Source organism: Cryobacterium sp. N21 (assembly GCF_002929575.1).
In the GTDB taxonomy this organism is placed as follows: Bacteria; Actinomycetota; Actinomycetes; order Actinomycetales; family Microbacteriaceae; genus Cryobacterium; species Cryobacterium flavum.
The window spans coordinates 1-17875 of sequence record NZ_PJJQ01000030.1 but is presented as its reverse complement, the minus strand read 5'-3'; the positions used below and the strand labels follow the sequence as shown (position 1 = coordinate 17875).

At 62.8% G+C, this 17875-nt stretch carries 18 protein-coding genes; 3 read left to right on the top strand and 15 right to left on the bottom strand.

Going from position 1 to position 17875, the window contains the following annotated elements; genetic code table 11:
* Positions 1-141: 141 nt before the first annotated feature.
* Genes CXY77_RS06005 through CXY77_RS05990 form a run of 4 tightly spaced genes read right to left on the bottom strand, consistent with a single transcriptional unit; the run spans position 142 to position 3945 of the window.
* Positions 142-1167 (bottom strand): glycine betaine ABC transporter substrate-binding protein, encoded by a 1026-nt coding sequence (locus CXY77_RS06005; protein ID WP_104129813.1) that lies wholly within the window; start codon positions 1165-1167, stop codon positions 142-144.
* Complete coding sequence (locus CXY77_RS06000; protein WP_104089961.1) at positions 1168-2004, bottom strand: ABC transporter permease; 837 nt, start codon at positions 2002-2004, stop codon at positions 1168-1170.
* Complete coding sequence (locus CXY77_RS05995; protein ID WP_167552408.1) at positions 2001-3248, bottom strand: ATP-binding cassette domain-containing protein; 1248 nt, start codon at positions 3246-3248, stop codon at positions 2001-2003. Before CXY77_RS05995 ends, CXY77_RS06000 begins: the two co-directional genes overlap by 4 nt.
* A 55-nt stretch (positions 3249-3303) precedes the next feature.
* On the bottom strand, positions 3304-3945 hold the full coding sequence (locus CXY77_RS05990; protein WP_104089959.1) for an ABC transporter permease: 642 nt from the start codon (positions 3943-3945) through the stop codon (positions 3304-3306).
* Between the two features lie 277 nt (positions 3946-4222).
* On the opposite strand from CXY77_RS05990, the gene CXY77_RS21050 reads away from it, so the two are divergent.
* On the top strand, positions 4223-4720 hold the full coding sequence (locus tag CXY77_RS21050) for a GMC oxidoreductase (protein WP_199181898.1): 498 nt from the start codon (positions 4223-4225) through the stop codon (positions 4718-4720).
* A gap of 142 nt (positions 4721-4862) precedes the next feature.
* Here CXY77_RS21050 and mftF read toward each other — a convergent pair whose 3' ends face one another.
* The 11 genes from mftF to mftA all read right to left on the bottom strand — a co-directional run bounded on the left by mftF (position 4863) and on the right by mftA (position 14949).
* Positions 4863-6272, bottom strand: a complete 1410-nt coding sequence (gene mftF, locus CXY77_RS05980; protein WP_104089957.1) for a mycofactocin biosynthesis glycosyltransferase MftF — start codon at positions 6270-6272, stop codon at positions 4863-4865.
* Positions 6269-7015 (bottom strand): mycofactocin biosynthesis peptidyl-dipeptidase MftE, encoded by a 747-nt coding sequence (mftE, locus tag CXY77_RS05975; protein WP_233197265.1) that lies wholly within the window; start codon positions 7013-7015, stop codon positions 6269-6271. Before mftE ends, mftF begins: the two co-directional genes overlap by 4 nt.
* Before the next feature lie 99 nt (positions 7016-7114).
* Positions 7115-8323: a pre-mycofactocin synthase MftD gene (gene mftD / locus CXY77_RS05970; RefSeq protein WP_092338431.1), complete on the bottom strand. Its 1209-nt coding sequence runs from the start codon at positions 8321-8323 to the stop codon at positions 7115-7117.
* A gap of 27 nt (positions 8324-8350) precedes the next feature.
* Positions 8351-9103, bottom strand: a complete 753-nt coding sequence (locus CXY77_RS05965; RefSeq protein WP_198412763.1) for a VWA domain-containing protein — start codon at positions 9101-9103, stop codon at positions 8351-8353.
* A gap of 231 nt (positions 9104-9334) precedes the next feature.
* Positions 9335-10249: a MoxR family ATPase gene (locus CXY77_RS05960; protein WP_092338435.1), complete on the bottom strand. Its 915-nt coding sequence runs from the start codon at positions 10247-10249 to the stop codon at positions 9335-9337.
* A 30-nt stretch (positions 10250-10279) separates the two neighbouring features.
* Entirely contained in the window at positions 10280-11119 is an 840-nt protein-coding gene (locus tag CXY77_RS05955; RefSeq protein ID WP_092338437.1) for a mycofactocin-coupled SDR family oxidoreductase, read from the bottom strand.
* 58 nt (positions 11120-11177) lie between these two features.
* Positions 11178-12011, bottom strand: a complete 834-nt coding sequence (locus CXY77_RS05950; RefSeq protein WP_140424909.1) for a mycofactocin-coupled SDR family oxidoreductase — start codon at positions 12009-12011, stop codon at positions 11178-11180.
* 38 nt (positions 12012-12049) lie between these two features.
* On the bottom strand, positions 12050-12883 hold the full coding sequence (locus tag CXY77_RS05945) for a mycofactocin-coupled SDR family oxidoreductase (protein WP_092338442.1): 834 nt from the start codon (positions 12881-12883) through the stop codon (positions 12050-12052).
* Positions 12884-13135: 252 nt separating this feature from the next.
* Positions 13136-14536 (bottom strand): mycofactocin radical SAM maturase, encoded by a 1401-nt coding sequence (gene mftC, locus CXY77_RS05940; RefSeq protein ID WP_104089949.1) that lies wholly within the window; start codon positions 14534-14536, stop codon positions 13136-13138.
* On the bottom strand, positions 14533-14808 hold the full coding sequence (gene mftB / locus CXY77_RS20915; protein WP_104089947.1) for a mycofactocin biosynthesis chaperone MftB: 276 nt from the start codon (positions 14806-14808) through the stop codon (positions 14533-14535). The genes mftC and mftB overlap by 4 nt, the downstream gene beginning before the upstream one ends.
* A gap of 9 nt (positions 14809-14817) precedes the next feature.
* Positions 14818-14949, bottom strand: coding sequence for a mycofactocin precursor MftA (mftA, locus tag CXY77_RS05930; RefSeq protein WP_104090186.1), 132 nt, complete (start codon positions 14947-14949; stop codon positions 14818-14820).
* Between the two features lie 99 nt (positions 14950-15048).
* On the opposite strand from mftA, the gene mftR reads away from it, so the two are divergent.
* Positions 15049-15681 (top strand): mycofactocin system transcriptional regulator, encoded by a 633-nt coding sequence (gene mftR, locus CXY77_RS05925; RefSeq protein WP_104089945.1) that lies wholly within the window; start codon positions 15049-15051, stop codon positions 15679-15681.
* Positions 15678-17348 carry a mycofactocin system GMC family oxidoreductase MftG gene (gene mftG / locus CXY77_RS05920; RefSeq protein ID WP_104089943.1) on the top strand — a complete coding sequence of 557 codons (1671 nt, stop codon included), beginning with the start codon at positions 15678-15680 and terminating at the stop codon, positions 17346-17348. Before mftR ends, mftG begins: the two co-directional genes overlap by 4 nt.
* Positions 17349-17875 lie beyond the last annotated feature (527 nt).

The window sequence follows — 17875 nt, the reverse complement described above, 5'->3', positions numbered from 1 at the left end:
GTCGGGTCGGCACTCCGGGGCGTCGAAGCTGGCCGTACTGGGCTCGATGAGGAGCTGTTCGAGCATCTGCACGCCTGGCCTGCCTCTGCGATGCTGGCCCGGACGATCGTGCTGTTCGCGGCATCCGTCGCCCGTGTCTGGTTAGCTGGCTGGGTCGGTGATGAAACCCTCCTCGATCATCCACTCATAGGCCACATCGGCGGGTTCGGCACCGTCGACGTCAACTTGACGGTTCATGCCGCGCAGGACCTCGTCGGTGAGTTTCGGTGATATCTTGGCGAAGACCTTTTCCAGGCCGGGGTGGGCCTTGATTGTGTCGGTGAAGAAGATCGGTGCCACGTTGTATGCCGGGAAAAATGCGAGGTCATCGGTCAGGACTGTGAGGTCGAGCGCGTCGAGGCGACCGTCAGTTGTGAAGACTTCGCCGAAGTTGCAGGCGCCGGTGTCGGTTGCGCTGTAGATGGCACCGGTGTCGTAGATGCCGATGTTGCTGTCGGGCACGCCGTTGGCGGTGCCACGTTCCAGTCCGTAATGGGCGAGCATGGGGTTCAGGCCGTCTGGCCGGGAGTTGAATTCGGACTCGACGCAGAAGGTGCGATCCTCGACCGGCAACGCGGCAAGTTCGGACATGGCCGTGATGCCGCCGAGGTCGGCGACTGCCTCACTGCGCACAGCGAGGGCGTAGGTGTTGTTCATCGGTGCCGGCGCGCCCCAGGTGACACCGTTGGTGAGGTCGAGGTCGTACACGGCCTGCCACATTTCGTTCTGGTCAGTGATCGCCTCGGCCTGACCGAGGTAGGTCAACCATGCGGTTCCGGTGTAATCCCAGAGCACGTCGGCCTGGCCAGAGAGAAGCAGCTCGCGGGCCGGCTGGCTGCCGGGCACGTTACTGAGGTCAGTGACGTCGAATCCAGCGGCGGTCCCGGCGAGCACCGCGATCTTGCCGAGCAGTAGCTGCTCAGTGAAGTTCTTGGACGTGACGGTGAGGTCGACACCGTCGGCACCGTCGAGCGGGGTGATCGACCCGGGTCCAACCGCGGGAACGTATGAGGTCGCCGGTTGCAGGCCGCAGCCGGTCAGGGCGACGGCGGACAGGGCGAGGACGCTCGTTGCTTGAGCCCAGTGGCCGACGTGTCCGCGGCGGGTGTGAAAAGAGGGGGGGTGCATCTAGAGTCCCTTCGGGCGGGCGACGTGTTCTGCTACGCGGCCGATCCAGTCGATGAGGAGGGCCAGCAGAGCCACCAATAGGGCTCCAGTGACGAGCACGGGGGTGAGGCTGAGATTGACGCCGGTGGTGATGAGGATGCCGAGTCCGCCGCCGTTGACGAACGTGGCCAGGGCGGCGGTGCCGACCAGCAGAACGAGGGCGGTACGCACGCCTGACAGCATGACCGGCACGGCAAGAGGGAGTTCCACGCGAAAGAGCACGGCTGTGGAGCTCATGCCCATGCCACGTCCGGCTTCGATGAGGCGGGCGTCGACCTGCTGCAGGCCGACCATGGTGTTGCGCAGCACCGGGAGCACCGCGTAAAGCACGAGGCTCAGCGTCGCTGCCCAGAAGCCGAAACCAACCCAGAATGCGAGGAGGACGACGACGCCGATCGCAGGGGCGGCTTGACCAACATTGGCGATCGCGAGCACCGGAGCGGTCAGAAACCGCAGGGATCGTCGGGTCAGGGCGATTCCCAAGGGAATCGCGATGACCAACACGATCACCGCGGCGAGGAGGGTGAGCTGGATATGCTGCACGGTGTAAACCCAGAGCGCGTCCGGGGCGAGTGTGGTCAGTTCGATCGGCGACAGGTTGGCCGTCAGTAGCCAGATGACGAGCGCGAGGAATGCGAGCAGAATACCGGCCAGCTGGTAGACCAGTCCCCGCCAGGATTGCCATACCGCGCGGGCACGACTGACCGGTACTGCCGGCGCGGCCGGGTCGCCGGGTGTTTCGACGGCGGAGTCGCCGCCGGAAATGCCGGCTTCTGTAGTTCGGCGGCGGGTGCTCATTGACCGGCCCGCGCGTCGGCGCCGTTGCTCTCGGTCTCGTTCAGGTCGGCGTCGGTGGCAGGCGCCTGCGCTTGGAACACGCCGGTGTTTAGTCCGACGGGCGCTTGGTCCGACTCGAGCACGGCAGCGGTCTGTGACCGGGTAATGGCGTCCATGACGGTCTGCACGTCGATGACGCCCTTGAACATGTCGCGGCGGCCGGTGACGAGCGCGGCTCCGGCGCTGGAGACGAGCATTGTGTCGAGTGCGTCATTGAGCGTGGCACGGTAGCCGACGACCGGAAGTTTCGGATCGGGAACGTTGCTAATGAGCTCGAGGCGGCCGAGCTTCCGGCGGGAGAGCCACTGGATGGGACGGTGACGCTCATCGACGATGACCGCGTGGCCGTGGCCGGCGTCGATGAGGCGGGCTAGGACATCCGCTGCCCGTTCGCCGGGGCTTCCCACGACGGCGTCGCCGAACCCGACCTCTGCCACCCGGGTGAGGGTGAGCTGTTTGAGGCCGGCGCCTGACCCGATAAAGTTTTCGACGAATTCGTTGGCCGGGTCGCCGAGGATGCGTTCCGGGGTGTCGTACTGTTCGAGCTGGGCGCCCTCGTTGAAGATGGCGATCCAGTCGCCGAGCTTGACGGCTTCGTCGAAGTCGTGGGTGACGCAGACGATGGTCTTCTGCAGTTCTTCTTGGATGTTGAGTAGTTCGTCTTGCAGGCGTAGGCGGGTGATCGGGTCGACGGCGCCGAAGGGCTCGTCCATGAGTAGCACGGGTGGGTCGGCCGCGAGGGCGCGCGCCACGCCGACGCGTTGCTGCTGGCCGCCAGAGAGTTCCTTGGGGTACCGGTTTCGGTAGAGCACCGGGTCGAGGGAGACGAGCTCGAGGAGTTCGTCGACCCGCGCCGCGATACGGGCCTTGTCCCAGCCGAGCATTTTCGGCACGAGGCCGATGTTGGTGGCCACCGTCATATGGGGAAAGAGCCCCCCGGCCTGAATGACATAGCCGATGCCTCGGCGCAGGGTATCGCCGTTCATGTTGGTGACGTCGTCACCGTCGACGACGATGCGGCCCTCGGTCGGTTCGATGAGTCGGTTGATCATTTTCAGGGTGGTGGTCTTGCCGCAGCCCGAGGGGCCGACGAGCATGACGATCTTGCCGGCCGGGATCTCCATGGTCAGACCGTCGACCGCGGGGCGCGCCTGGCCGGGGAAACGCTTAGTGACGTGGTCCAGCAGGATGTTCGCACCGGTGATGCCTGTCGGGGAATCTTCGGTGCTGGTGGATTCTGCGCTGTTGGATGCAATGAGTTCAGACACGGATACCTCGGGGTGTGGTCAGGCGGCCGAGGCCGACGAGAAGGAGGTCAAGAATAAGGGCGAGCACGACAACGCCGATGACGCCCGTCATCACCGACTCGAGGGAGTTGGCGCCGCCGAGGCGGGACAGGCCGGAGAAGATGAATCCGCCCAGGCCTGGGCCGAGGGAATATGCGGCGATCGCGGCGATTCCCATGACCATTTGAGCGGATACCCGAATGCCTGTGAGGATGATTGGCCACGCCATGGGCAGTTCTACCTGCAGGAGCGTGCGGAACCGGCTCATGCCAATGCCGCGGGCGGATTCCACGATCGACGGTGCGATACCCGATAGGCCCACGACCGCGTTGCGCAGAATGGGGAGGGTAGCGAAGAACGCTACGACGATGACGGCAGGAACGACGCCGAAGCCGAGTGGCGCGATGAGCAGCCCGATGAGCGCGAACGATGGGATGGTCAGGCCTATGGCAGACACGGAGTTGACGATCCCGGTGAGCGCGGAACTGCGGTAGACGACGGCGGCCAGCACGACGGCGATGACAGTCGCCAGGATCAGGCATTGCACGACGAGGCTAAAGTGCTGCCAACTGCTGAACAGGATCTGCTCATACTGATTCCTTACAAAATCCCACACATCAAAACCCCTTCGCTTCGATCACACATGGATTCACCGCCACCGGCACGGGGGCAACTGGAGGCGCCGATGCGGAGCTGGATGGGGACGCAGGCTGAGAGCCGTAGGCAGAGATGATTCTCCAGTCTTGCACGGCTACTGCCTTGTGGACGCAGCGAGACGCTACGGTCTAATCACGTGCGCCTGCGCCCCCGCGAATGAGGACGAGGACACTTGCATGACGCTGATCAGCACCGGGCTGCGCGTCTCCGAAGCCACGGCCTTGACCTGAGCCGACCTGCAGCTGTCCTGGCCAGCCCGCGCGGTCTGCCACGGAAAAGGACACGCAGACTCTATCACCCCGCTAATCCCGGTACCTGCTCGGACAGGCTGGCCTGGCAGAAAGAAAACCGCACTCCTGAACTCCCGCAGCACCGCGATTCATCTGTGCGACAACGCGCGGTTCGGGCCGGCGGACGGTCCGGGCGCCGTCATCAACCAATACGGGCACGTGCACGGTATCGAAGGGTTGCGCGTCCCCGACACCTCGAACTGCCAACCACGCTCGTGCGCGGGCCTGCCGGTTCAGGCTGTCGTACTCGGTCAGAATGTCGCGTTTGTACTTGGCGGTATAGGTTCGCCTCCGAGCACGCTCGGGAACCTGGGGATCGGGAACATCTTCCATCCCTACAGCCTGCCCGGTCGAGCTACGTTCTGTCATTACTGCGTTCGTCAAGGGGAACTCCTTCCCCGCCCTCTACGACACTATTCGGGACGATCCCGGTGCCTTATCTAAGGTTGACAGAGAGGGCAGCAGCTCTGCTCTGCGAGCGAGTTATTCAAGCAGCAGTGCGAGGCGGTCGGTATAGGCAGGATCGGGGTCGAAAAGGACCACGGCGTTCGTCGACGAGTTCCGGCGCTCCGGCATGATCGAATAACTAGCGACGTCCGCGGATGTCGGGGCGGAGCGCCGCCGTTGAGTGCCCGCGGAGCGCTCCGAGCCAGAGACCTGCCCCGTAGGCGAGGTCGTCGGCTCGGCGTGCGATCCCGAAGCGCACGATGTCGAGTTGCGGTCTGGTTCGTCGGTAGTCGAGGACGACGTCGAGTATGGCTGCGGCGATCGTTGCCCGGCGTACCCGTCGGGAGATGATGCTGCCGAGCACCGCGATCGGCCACCAGTGCCGCGTGAGCAGGGCCATCGTCTGCGAAACCGATGCGGCGACGCCGGTGGCCGTCAGCTCGATACCGATACGCAGCGGATGCTCGTGGCGGGATAGCTTGCGCGAGATGCGCACTGCGGCAACGGCCGAAATTCCGAGGGCGAGAGGAACCGACCAGGCCCGCTGGGCGAGCAACGCCACGATGACGCCGACGCTCCAGGGCGCGAGGATCGCCGGGGCGATGTTGCCTGGATGTCGGAGTGCCAGTGCGTGGCCGCCCGTGCCATAGAACGCTTTGCGCTTGGCCCAGTCGGGAAACGTGACTCGGTGTTCATGGGCGCTCGTCGCGGCCGGTTCGTAGCGCACCCTCCAGCCCTGTTCGACGAGTGTCCAAACGAGGTCGACGTCTTCGCCGACTCGCATACCGTCGCTGAACCCGGCGCCGAGGGCTTCGACACGGGCTACGACGAAAGCCGTTGACACCCACGACACCCGCGCGCGAGGCCGCACCGTGGCGGGAGTCGGTCCGAGGTCGAGCGATGACCGGGCATCTTCGTAACGAGAGATCCAGTTGACTCGGGTCGACAGCTGGAGTCCGATCACTCGCGGGGCGACGAGGGCAACCCTTGGATCAACGAAGTGTCGGAGCAATATTGCTACAGCACCGTCGGTGACGACCATGTCGTTGTCGACGAACACTACATAGGTCGTGTGCACCAATCGCAGCCCCGCATTGCGGGCGCCGGCCGGACCCAGATTCTCGGGCAGAGCGATGAAACGGGCTCCCGCTGCGGCGGCGATTCGTTTCGCATCGCTGGGGTCGGGCGAAGCATCATCGACCACGATGACCGATTTGCGTGGCCCAATACTCGTTAGGAGGCGGTCGAGCGATTCCGGCCGACCGTACGTTGGAATCACGTAGGTGACGTCGCTCTCATCCGCTGCCGGGAGCGTGTCGAGTACCGGATCGGCCATGCCAATTTCGAGCAGCTTGTCAACGAGGGCGCCCGAGCCGGCACGGTCGACGGCCAGGAGGCGCCCGGCGAACATTCTGACGGCGGCCCGGGAGAGATAGATTGCGCGGGTCGGGGAGCCTCCGACCAAGGATCGGCCTTGGTCACGGACCGTGACCGTGCGGTTGAGTTCGACCGTGAAACCGGGTGGGAGCAGAGCAGCGGGCGGCTTCATGCTCGATCTTCCGTGGCGACGGGTGCCGGGACTGTGCACCGGGCGGGGTCGCGGAGGCAACCGCGGGGGTCGATGGACTCGCCGAGGATCCGGCGCTGCACACCGTCGCACATCTCAGCCATGAGGGCAGCGCCAGTCGTGGCGGTGGCTCCGGTCGGGTCGCCCAAAATCCCGGTCGGCGACACCGCTCGCACGCCCTCCGACGCGAGCCGGCTAAAAAGGGCAGACATCGGCGTCATCGCGCCAGGCACAACCGATGCCAGGTCGACCAACTTGGCGTCGAGATGCAGCAGAATCGATGTCTCGGTGATTCCGGCGTGGGCATCTCCCCGGGCAACCGTGCAGGGAGCCCAGGCGACAGTGTGACCTTCGCCCCGGAGCAGAGAAACGGATGTGGTGAGCGCAGCAAGGTTTCCGCCATGGCCGTTGACGAGCACAATGCGGCCAGCCCAGGTCGACAGCGAGCGCACCAGCTCGATCACGACTATCGTGAGCGCTTCGGTGCCGATCGACACGGTTCCCGGAAAATTCTGATGCTCACCACTCGCCCCGTACTGCAGGGCGGGGGCGACGACGACCGAATGCCTCCTGATGGTCAGATCCGTGGCGACTCGCTCTGCCACCGCCGAGGCGATTATGGTGTCGGTGGAGAACGGCAGGTGTGGTCCATGCTGCTCCGTCGAGCCAAGGGGTACGAGCACGACTGGGGCCGGCGGCAGCGATGGCCAGGTGCTATACGCCAATTCACCATCCACTTGTGCCCCCTCGTTCGACTTCAAGTCTGGCCCCAAAAAGTACCGTGCGCCGCCGCCATGGCGGTGACGTGGTTGATAGTGACGTGATTATTGCCGGGTCGTAGCGTCGACGTTGCTCAGTGTCGCTCCAAGGGTGCGCGAGAACGTTGGCGGGATGTAAAAGTCTGCGGGTGAGAGCTCGTGGATTGAATCATGGCCAAGGCCGAGAACGGCCGAGTCGAGTCCGCCACGCAGAATGTCGAGTACGTTTTCGACTCCGGCCTGGCCGTTTGCGGCGAGGCCCCACAGGTAGGCGCGGCCGATCATGACCGCGCGTGCGCCGAGCGCGAGGGCCTTGGCGACGTCGCTGCCTCGACGGATTCCGCCGTCCAGCACAATTTCCACGTCGCCGCCAACGGCTTCGACGACCGACGCGAGCATACGAATTGTCGCCGGTGTTCCGTCGAGGTTGTTGCCGCCGTGGTTGGACACGGAGATGGCGGTTACACCCGTGTCGACGGCTCGGTGGGCGTCGTCGATGCGGGTGACGCCCTTGAGCATGAAGGGTCCTCCCCAGGTTTCGCGCATCCAGGCGACGTCTTCCCAGGAGGGTGGCGGCGTCTGCATCCACTCGTAATAGGCGCCGAAGAATGTCGGTGCAGTGCCGCCCGGCGGAGTGAGATTGGGAGCGGTGAGGTCGGGGATACGGCCGGACTTCGCGAAGCGCAGGAGCCATTGTGGGTGGGGGAGCACGTTGGGCGCGAAGTTGATCATTGTCTTCAGGCTCATCTTTTCCGGAATCTGCGGGCTGCCCCAGTCGCGACCGTTGGAGAAGGACCAATCAAGGGTGGCGATGAGTCCCTTGGCGCCGGCGGTCCGGGCCCGGTCCATTCGCTGCACCATCGATTCCCGCGATCCCGACCAGTACATTTGGAAGAACGTGTTTGGGTTGGCAGCAATTACGTCTTCAACGGGTTTGCTGGCGAACGAACTCAGGCCCATGATGGTGCCGCGGTTAGCGGATGCCCGGGCAACGGCCACTTCACCGTCGGGGTGCACGGCCTGCACACCTGTGGGGGAAATGATGACTGGCAAAGAAATGGGGATGCCCATCACGGTTGTCGTTAGGTCGCGCACCGCATGGTGCCCGGCGACATGCGGTGAGAAGCCGAGCTCGCCAAACGCTGCCATGTTGTCGTCGATGGTCAGCCCGCGCTCAGACCCCGCAACGAGGGCACCGTAGACGGAGGAGGGAAGTGCACTCTTGGCTCGTCGCTGTGCCTCGGCAACGGTTTCGAACCATGCGTTTTTTGCCATGGGAGTTCCTGCTTTCTAGTTGTCGTTTTAGGTTCTAAAGAGTCGACTGATAGCCGGAGCGACATCGCGGTGGGTGCGCACGAGATGGGCGGTTCCATGCCCGGCAGTCGCGAGCTGCCGGCCGAGTTCGATGTCTTTCTCACCGCTCACGTCGATGAGCACGTCGAGTCGCCCCAGCCAGGCCGCGCTTTCCCGTGGATCCGGACCCGCATTATGCACACAGTCCGACAATAGGATCACGCGCGCCTCCCGTGTTGGTACCTGCGCCAGCTGACGCGCCGCGAGTTCGAGTGGGAAGGCGATGTTCGTGAGTCCGCGGGCGGGCATCTGCAAGATGGAATCGAGCAGATCCATCGGCTTCACCTCCCGGCCGAGACCGAGCAGGATGGCTGCGTCCGACCAGAACGCGATGACGGCCAGGGAGTCGTGCTGGAGTTCACCCGCGAGGGCACCGACCGTCGCGGCGGCGGTCTGCACTCGCTCGCCTTTCATTGATCCGGACACATCAACGAGCAGCACCACCGACCGGCGGGTGCGAATGCGCTCCCGCACGATGATGTCTTCGTCTTCCGGAATTGGGTGTTCGGCGAGCATCTCGATTGTGCGATCGAGATCGATTTCGTCCGACCCGGCCCGATAGGGCAAACTCGTGAGCTTGCCCGACCCGCGGTGCGCCAGCGAGTCTGTTCTTGGTTGGGGGATAGCCAGCCTCGCAGCTATCTGCCGGGCTCGGGCGCGCACGCTGGGATCGATGTCGACCACATCGGTGCCACCGAGCACTATTTCACCTATTTCGTCGGTGTTTCCCGCTTCAGTGGTGCCCGGAGACGATTTGGGCGCGGGACCGCGCCCAATTGTCTGCGCGCGCAACACCATGCCTGCGCTCCCCGCGCCGCCGGGCTCAAAGACCACCGGATCCTCCGTGAGCTGTTTCGGCTTGCGACCCAACGCGGTTCTGGCCCGTTTCTGGCGGTCCGGCCTCGAAAGGGGTGTATCCGCTTCGATCTCCCTTCAACCCGGCTCGGCAATGGCCGGTTCCAGAATGAAATGGTCTTCCCAGATCTGTCGCAACACGCGCTCGGGCGTGCTTTCCGCGGCCTCGTCGAGGTGGATGCGGCCGGACAGGGAGACGGTCATGGCATCGTAGACGAGTTCTTTGTAGCCGTCGTCGTGCGGTGACCTGAGGTGTCGAAGCAGTGCGAGTTGCAGCGCGACGAGGACGCAGTCAATTGCGCCGCGCACGCTGCTTCCCTGGCGTACATCCGGGTGACGCCTCGTTGCCCGGGTGACGGATACCGCGTCGATAACGAGGCGATTGGCGAGATCACCGTCGGCCTGGGTGCGAAGCGTGACGATTCCGCGTTCGGCTGGCTCGTCCTGATAGCCGATCGCGAGTCGGTTCAACCGGTCGTGCACGCTCGTCGACAACCGCGTCGTGCCGACGTTGTCATAGGGGTTCATCGACGCAACTACTCGGAAGGTCGGCGCCGCGATGATGGTGCCGACCCGGGGCACCGCGATGGCGCGATCGGCCATTGCGGTGAGCAGTGTGTTGAGGGTGTCTTCCGGTGCCCGGTTGAACTCCTCTATATAGAGGAACCCGCCGCGTTGCATCGCTTCGATGAGGGGCCCAGCCACGAAGTTGTCGGCGCTGTAGTCCTCCCGCAGCACCCGCGCGGGATTGTGGTGGCCAACGAGTTTGGCTGGGGTGAGGTCGGCATTGCCCTCGACGAAGTGCAAGGGGATACCCCATTCTTCGGTGATGGCTTTCAGTATGGTGGTTTTGCTAGTCCCCGGTGGCCCCTCAAGCAGGATGTCGCGGCTAGCTGCGATGGCCGCGAGCGTCAGTTCGAGCTCACGCTCCCGGCCGACAAGGTGCGCGGCTACCCGTTTCTGGGTGTCGACGATGGTACTGGTGGGTGCCACGTGTTCTCCTTCATCTGGAACAGGGCTGGTTTACTTGATGGATGCTCCACCGTCGACCGGGATCTGGCCTCCGCTGACGTAGTATGACTGGTCGGAGGCGAGCCAGGCGACCGCGTTCGATACGTGGATTGGCTCGATCCAAGCCTTGCCCATGGGGTTCAGCCCGGCGAAGGCGGGTTCGGCATCCTCGGCCTGAGGATCGTCAAGGTCTGGGCGGAACAGCTTGTAGGTGTTGCTGTTCTTCACCATCTTCGTGTCGATCGAGTTCGGGTGGATCGTGTTAACCCGAATTCCGTGAGGACCGAGTTCATTGGCGAGTACCTTCATCAGGCCGACGATGCCGTGCTTGGTAGTCGTATAGGCGGCGACGTTGGCGAGTCCCTTGAATCCCGCCAGTGAGGAGATAATAATGACCGATCCACCGGCACCGGATGCGATCAGATGGTCGGCAGCGGCTTTGTAGGTGTGCCATACCCCGGTCAGGTTAATGTCCATGAGGTCTTTCCAGGACTGCTCTTCGATCTTCTGGGTGTCCGATCCGAAGGTGAAGATTCCGGCGTTGGCGACGATGATGTCGAGCCGTCCCAGTTCTGCGACGCCCTCATCCACGGCCTTGGTCAGCGCGTCGATATCGCGCACATCCGCCTGTTTCGCCACGATACGCCGGTCGAGAGCTTCGACCTGCCGTACGGTCTCCGCCAGGTCCTCGGCGGTTGCTGGCTCATAGAATGTGGTGACGCTGTCGACGCCCTCGCAGAGGTCGATCGCGATGATGTCGGCGCCCTCCTGCGCCAGACGAATGGCGTGGCTTCTGCCCTGCCCTCTCGCTGCGCCGGTGATGAAGGCGACTTTGCCGTCGAGGTTTCCCATGTCTGTCTCTTTTCTTCCATATGTGGCGGTGCGCTTCGCGTCGCCCCGCGTCAATTGGTTACTTGACGAGGTTGCCCGCGTCCACGGGGAGGGTAACGCCGGTGATGAATCTCGCCTCGTCGGAGGCCAGGAACAATACCGCGTTGCTGATATCGACCGGCTCCACCCAAGGCACTGGCAGGGCGTTGATACTCTTGAAAGCCTCGACTGCCGAATCCTGAGTGGGGTTCGCATTGGCCGGATCGAACAACCCCCAAACGTCTTCGTTCTGGATCATGATTGTGTTGACCGTTGTTGGATGCACCGAGTTCACTCGAATTGAGTATTGGGCGAACTCGTTGGCAAGCGTCCGCATGATGCCGACGACCCCGTGCTTGGCTGCTGTGTAGTGGACGGTGTTAGCGAGTCCTTTGAGCCCCGCAGTCGAACTGGTAAGAATGATCGACCCGCCTCGTCCGCCTTTGATGAGGTGCGGTAGGGCCGCCTTGCAGGTGTTCCAGACGCCGGTCAGATTAATGTCGATGGTTTCCTGCCATGCGGCATCGTCAAGCTCGAGCGCCGGGGACATCTGAAAGATTCCCGCGTTGGCCGACACGATATCGAGCCGTCCGAGCTGAGCGACTCCATCGTCCATCACCGCTTTTAGCGCTGCTGAGTCACGTACATCGGCCTGTGTAGCGATGATGCGGCGATCCAATGCTTCCACCTGACGCACGGTCTCGGCCAGATCCTCTGCGGTGGCCATTGGGTATGCATGCACCGACTCAACAGGACCGACGATGTCGACCGCAATGATGTCCGCGCCCTCCTGGGCCAGTCGCAGCGCATGACTGCGCCCCTGACTTCTAGCGGCACCGGTGATGAACGCTACCTTGCCTTCTACTCTTCCCATGATCTTCTTCTCCTCGTCGAGTTGTGAAACGAATATTCTTACTTGATGCTGCCGCCCGCGTCGACAGGCAGGGTAACGCCGGTGATGTATCTAGCCTCGTCGGAGGCCAGGAACAGTAACGCATTGGAAATATCAATTGCTTCCAGCCACGGAATCGGCAGCGCCTGCATAGCAACCGATGCAGTCTTGAAGTCTTCGCGGGTGGGGTTCTTCAGGTCAGGGCGGAATAGCTTGTAGATTGCCTCGTTCTGGATCATGTCGGTGTTAACCTGCGTCGGGTGGATACTGTTCACACGGATCATGTGTGGTGCCAGTTCAAGGGCCAGCGTTCGCATGAGTCCCACGACACCGTGCTTAGCTGCGGTGTAGTGGGCGAGGTTCTGGTAGACCATCAGAGCGGCGTTGGAACTGGTCAGGATGATGGATCCACCGCGCCCGCCGGCCTTGATGTGCGGGATTGCTGCTTTTGTGGTGCGCCAGACACCGGACAGGTTCACGTTGATCATGTCTGTCCAAATCTCCTCCGATAGCTCCTCGGTGGGTGCCATGTCGGTTACGATGCCGGCGTTGGCCGACACGATGTCGAGGCGTCCGAGCTGCGCTACACCCTCATCCACTGCGGATTTCAGGGCGTCAAAATCGCGCACATCCGCCTTAGTAGCGATGATGCGACGATCGAGTGCCTCGACCTGACGAACGGTCTCGGCCAGATCTTCTTCCGTGGCCCCGGCGTACGGCGCTCCGGGAATGTCCTCACAGACATCGATCGCGATGATATCTGCGCCTTCTTGTGCCAGTCGGATAGCGTGACTACGCCCCTGGCCTCTGGCTGCACCCGTGATGAATGCGACTTTGCCTTCTACTCTTCCCATGGTTTCCTCCTCATTTTTGATGTTCAGGTTCTATACAGTCGACTGAGACCGGCGCGGTAGTTGCGGCGGCGCGGCATCCGATCGGAAGGCGTACTCCGCGACTGCGTCGTGCTGCACCTCACGGCTCAGAGTCCCCGTTCGCCGAAGCAGTCGCGCGTTCCGATCCTTGATAACGCATTTTTTGGCTGGAGACCACCGACTCTCTGTCGCAAGCGCACCGGGCGCTTGTCACGTCTCTCTGGGTTGCGAACTCTAACTACAGCCGCACGTTCCTTCTCCGCAGCTCTCCCCGGCGCAGCTGGATTGCGAAGTTGCGAGCAGGTTCATCCCGGCCAGTGGGCTCTCGTCACAAGCTCCTGCCGGTGGTTGTTCGGGCGTGAACCCGACGAGAGGACTGACTTCGCAGTCGCTGGCGTTCACTGGAACCATCCCGGCGCGACGGCTCAGTGTGAGCTGTACCGAGCCCATTCCTTCGCGTCCGGCTCGGGTAGTGCGGTGGGAGTGGTCGACGATTGACGATTTTGGAAGCTCTACCGCTTTGCCCTTGCGGTTCTTTAGCAACTCTTCGCCGTAGCCCTGGACGCATTCCGGGTCGGGACCATCCAGCGGTAATCCAGTGAAGAATTTGGCGGCCATGCAGCCGCCCTTGCAAGTGTCGAAAAACGCGCATGAGGTGCACGCTCCACCCGACTGCGGTTCGCGCAGTTTGAGAAAGAGTTCCGAGTGCTGCCAGACCTCCTGGAAGCCGCCCTCTGAGCGCACATTGCCGGCGAGGAACTCTTCGTGAATGGCGAAGGGGCACGCGTAGACGTCCCCGACGGGGTCTATGAGGCAGACAACACGACCTGCGCCGCACAGGTTAAGGCCGGGCAGTGCGTCTCCAAAAGCAGAGAGATGGAAGAACGAGTCTCCGGTGAGCACACCATCTCCGTGTGCGACGAGCCAGTCGTAGAGTTCGCGCTGCTGCGTTTGGGTCGGGTGCAGTTCGTCCCAGACGTCCGCTCCGCGACCGGAGGGGCGCAGGCGGGTGAGCCGCAATTGGGCGTCAAACTTGTCGGCGATGGCCTTGAAGTCGTCGAGCTGGCTGATGTTCTGGCTCGTACAGACGACCGAGATCTTGAATCCCTTGAAGCCGGCCTCATACATGTTCTGCATGGCGTTCATAGCCGTGGCGTAGGAGCCGGGGCCGCGCACATGATCGTTGACTTCCGCTGTTGCGCCGTCGAGCGAGATCTGCACGTCGACGTAGTCGCTTCTGACGAGACGCTGGGCAATCTCCGGGGAGATTTTCACGCCGTTGGTGGAGAATTTGACTCCGACGTGGTGCTCTGATGCGTAGTCGACGAGTTCCCAGAAATCGGGACGCACGGTCGGCTCGCCGCCGCCGATGTTGACGTAGAAGACCTGCATCCGCTCGAACTCGTCAATGACGGCCTTCGCCTCTGCCGTCGTCAGCTCGCGAGGATCGCGGCGCCCGGAACTCGAGAGGCAGTGAACACAGGACAGGTTGCAGGCGTAGGTCAGTTCCCAGGTGAGACAGATGGGGGCGTCAAGGCCGTATTCGAAGAGATCGACGAGACGCTCGGTCTTTCGGGGAATATCTTTCGGGGCGAGAACGAACGGGGACGTTCGGGGTGCATCGAGGAGCGTCATGAGGTCCTTTCAACGACCATGGAGGATTTCGCGAGGATGCCGAGAGCACGCTGATAGCGGGGCAGATCACTCTCAGCGATGCCCGCGGCCGTGCACGCTGCGCGGGCAGAAGGTCCGTCGGCGAGAGTCCTCACGACGGCGAGAAGCGTCGTATCTTTTAGGAATGAGAGCTGGCGGGTACCGAAATGGTAGAGCAGCGCACCGAACGGCTCCGGGCGAACAGATACCTGGGGATGGAGATCCCATCCCCGGTCAAGATCCAGGCCGGCCATGTCAGCGATTTAGTAGACGCCGCACATGCCGTCGATCGAGATCTCCTCGACCAGGGTATCGGATTCGAGATCCAACGCCGCAGAATGTTCAGCGTCGGCGGTTGCGGATTCGGTGGGGCTGGTCTTTTTTGCGGAAACCATGCGGTTCTCCTTGCGATAGAAATCGACATCAGTGGCGAAAATCTCGTGCATGCACCAGACTAGTGGCACTCAGTGCCGAAAGTACAGGGATGAAAACAAATGAATGAATGCTCTGTGGCACCGCGGATGGGCCGACAGCCGCTGACGACCCGCGCCGCCCTGAGCCACGTAGCACTTCGGCTTTTTCTCGAGCACGGTTTCGACCAGACGACCGTCGACGACATTGCCACCGCCGCCGGAATTGGGCGTCGAACCCTGTTTCGCTACTTTCCCTCCAAGAACGATCTGCCCTGGGGTGACTTTGACGCTGAACTCGCGCGTATGCGCGCGCTCCTCGCTGCTACGGACACGACCGTGTCTCTCGTCGATGCGCTCGCCCGGGCGGTCGTCGAATTCAATCGATTTCCGTCAGAAGAGGTCCCCTTTCATCGCGAGCGGATGAACCTGCTGCTGAACGTTCCTGCGCTCGTGGCGCACTCCACGCTGCGATATGCCGAGTGGCGCCTGGTGGTGTCGGATTTCGCGGCTGGCCGCTTGGGAGTCGCCGTCGACGCGATCGAACCGACAGTGATCGGCTGGGTATTCCTCGGTGCATCGCTCGCCGCGTACGAGCAGTGGCTCAGAACTGACGGCTCCAACCTCATTGAGCTGCTCGACTCGGCCTTGCTTCTGCTTAAGGAGGGTTTCACGTCGGGTGAATTATCAATAGTTGGACCCGGAGGACAGGCATGAACCCACGGGTACCGGTGTCGAACTTGACGGACGTGAACTATGACGTGATCGTGGTCGGTGCCGGCGCAGCCGGAGCCCCACTCGCAGCCCGACTGAGTGAAGATCCCGAGAGACGGGTGCTGCTCCTTGAGGCAGGACCGGTGCCGCGGTCCGCCGCCGAATTCCCGCCCGAGTTACTCGATGCTGGAACCGTGCAGGGAGCGACGCCGGGACATCCGCAGAATTGGTCGTTCACAGGTAATCTCACACCGAAACTGCCCTACTCAATCGCGCGCGGCCGGGTCCTCGGTGGATCATCGACGATCAACGGCTCGTACTTCATTCGTGCAAGAAAAGCCGACTTCGATTCCTGGTCTATCGGGTCACCCGAATGGGCCTGGGAAAAGGTATTGCCGTTCTATCGCCGGATCGAAACCGACCTGCAGTATGGCGAGTCCGCCGTTCACGGTGGTGCGGGGCCGATGGTCGTCGGTCGGCCTCCGCAGGACCATCCAGTGACCGTCGCTTTTCGCGCGGCGGCCTTGGAGCTGGGTTTCGCCGACGAACCTGACAAGAACGATCAGGGTATTCCGGGACACGGACCGCTCCCGATGAACACGCTCGACGGCGTGCGTCAGAACACCGGGATCGCCTACCTGAATCCGGTGCGGCACCGCAGAAACCTCACGGTGTCGGGTGACAGCTACGTGCGCCGTGTACTGTTCGAGGGAACAAGAGCCATCGGTGTCGAGGTCACGCGGGGCGGCGGGATGGTTCAGCTGCGAGGCCGAGAGATTGTGCTCTCGGCAGGCGCGATCAAATCACCTCACCTGCTGCTGGTCTCAGGGGTGGGCCCCCGGGAGCAACTGGAACAATTCAACATTCCAGTCGTGCGCGACTTGCCCGGGGTCGGGGCGAATTTCAGTGATCACCCGGATATCGCCGTGCTGTGGCAGCCGCGCCGACAGATCGTTGACTACCGCACGTCGCAGTCGATGGCGGCGTGCCTGAACTTCACGGCGACCGGTTCTACTGCGCCCGGGGATCTGGAGATTCTCCCGATGCTTAAACCGATGGGGTATCTGTTGACCGGCAGCGCGCGCGGCATCATGGTCGGGGTACGCGCCGCAGCGAGGCGTCCGCTTCGATCACTTCGGGCGATGCGCGGGGTGTCGATGCGGCGCTTCGCGAACCAGATCGCCTATCGGGGGGACCTCGCGCTGCTCGTCGCCGTGCAGTCAGAGACTTCGCGCGGACGTATCAGCCTCGAGTCGGGCGATCCAGACGTGCAACCGCGCATCGACTACAACTACCTCTCGACCGAACACGACCTCAAACGCATGCGCGAAGTTGTGCGGGTGGCGGTACATTTGCTGCGAACAGATGCCTACAGGCACCTGTTTAAGCGATTGACCGAACTGACCGACACCGTGCTCAAGAGCGATGAACTGCTCGATGATTGGCTGCGCTCCCACTTGGGCACCGCCATTCACCTCTGCGGCAGCGCACGGTTTGGGCCAGCAGATGATCCTGGGGCCGTCGTCGATCAATACGGGCGCGTGCACGGTGTCGAGGGGTTGCGCGTCGCCGACACCTCGATCCTGCCGACCACGCCCGTGCGCGGACCGGCCGCGACCGCCGTTCTCGTCGGGGAGCGCGTGGCCGACTTTATTCGCCGCGGAATGTAAGGCGTACTTCTTACGGCCTGTACCCCGATGATTATCGCCCGGAGGACGATTCCAACGCCGATAGAAGGGAAGATCGTTCACAAGCCCTGCACAGGATCTAGCGCCCACAATCAACGCCCCTGGGCGTTCTTCACAGTCCGGCCGTGACGCCAACGCATCCCCGTACGCCGGTTGATCTTCAACATTCGGCACGCCTAGGCGTTACTGATTCCTTGCCTCATTAGCCGAGCATATTCAACGCGCGTCTCGGCCATCGGCAGCGCCGGTCACCTTCTTGCGGCTTCGGGAACCGTCTGTCATCGCTACTCCTAAAACTCAGGTGTTGCGACGTTGGCTGGAAAACGCCCAGCCTGTCATGGCCGCCGACACACCGTCTGCGTGAAGTCGGTTCGGACTTTGCGCAGCGCTGTCCCCGATGACGGCGATTGGTTGGCGCTGCATGTGCTTGTCAAGGGCCATGAGGAACGGCCCACTGGCGGCCACTAGTAATGCCCGCTGGTGGCCATGAAAACTGCCCAGTCATGGCC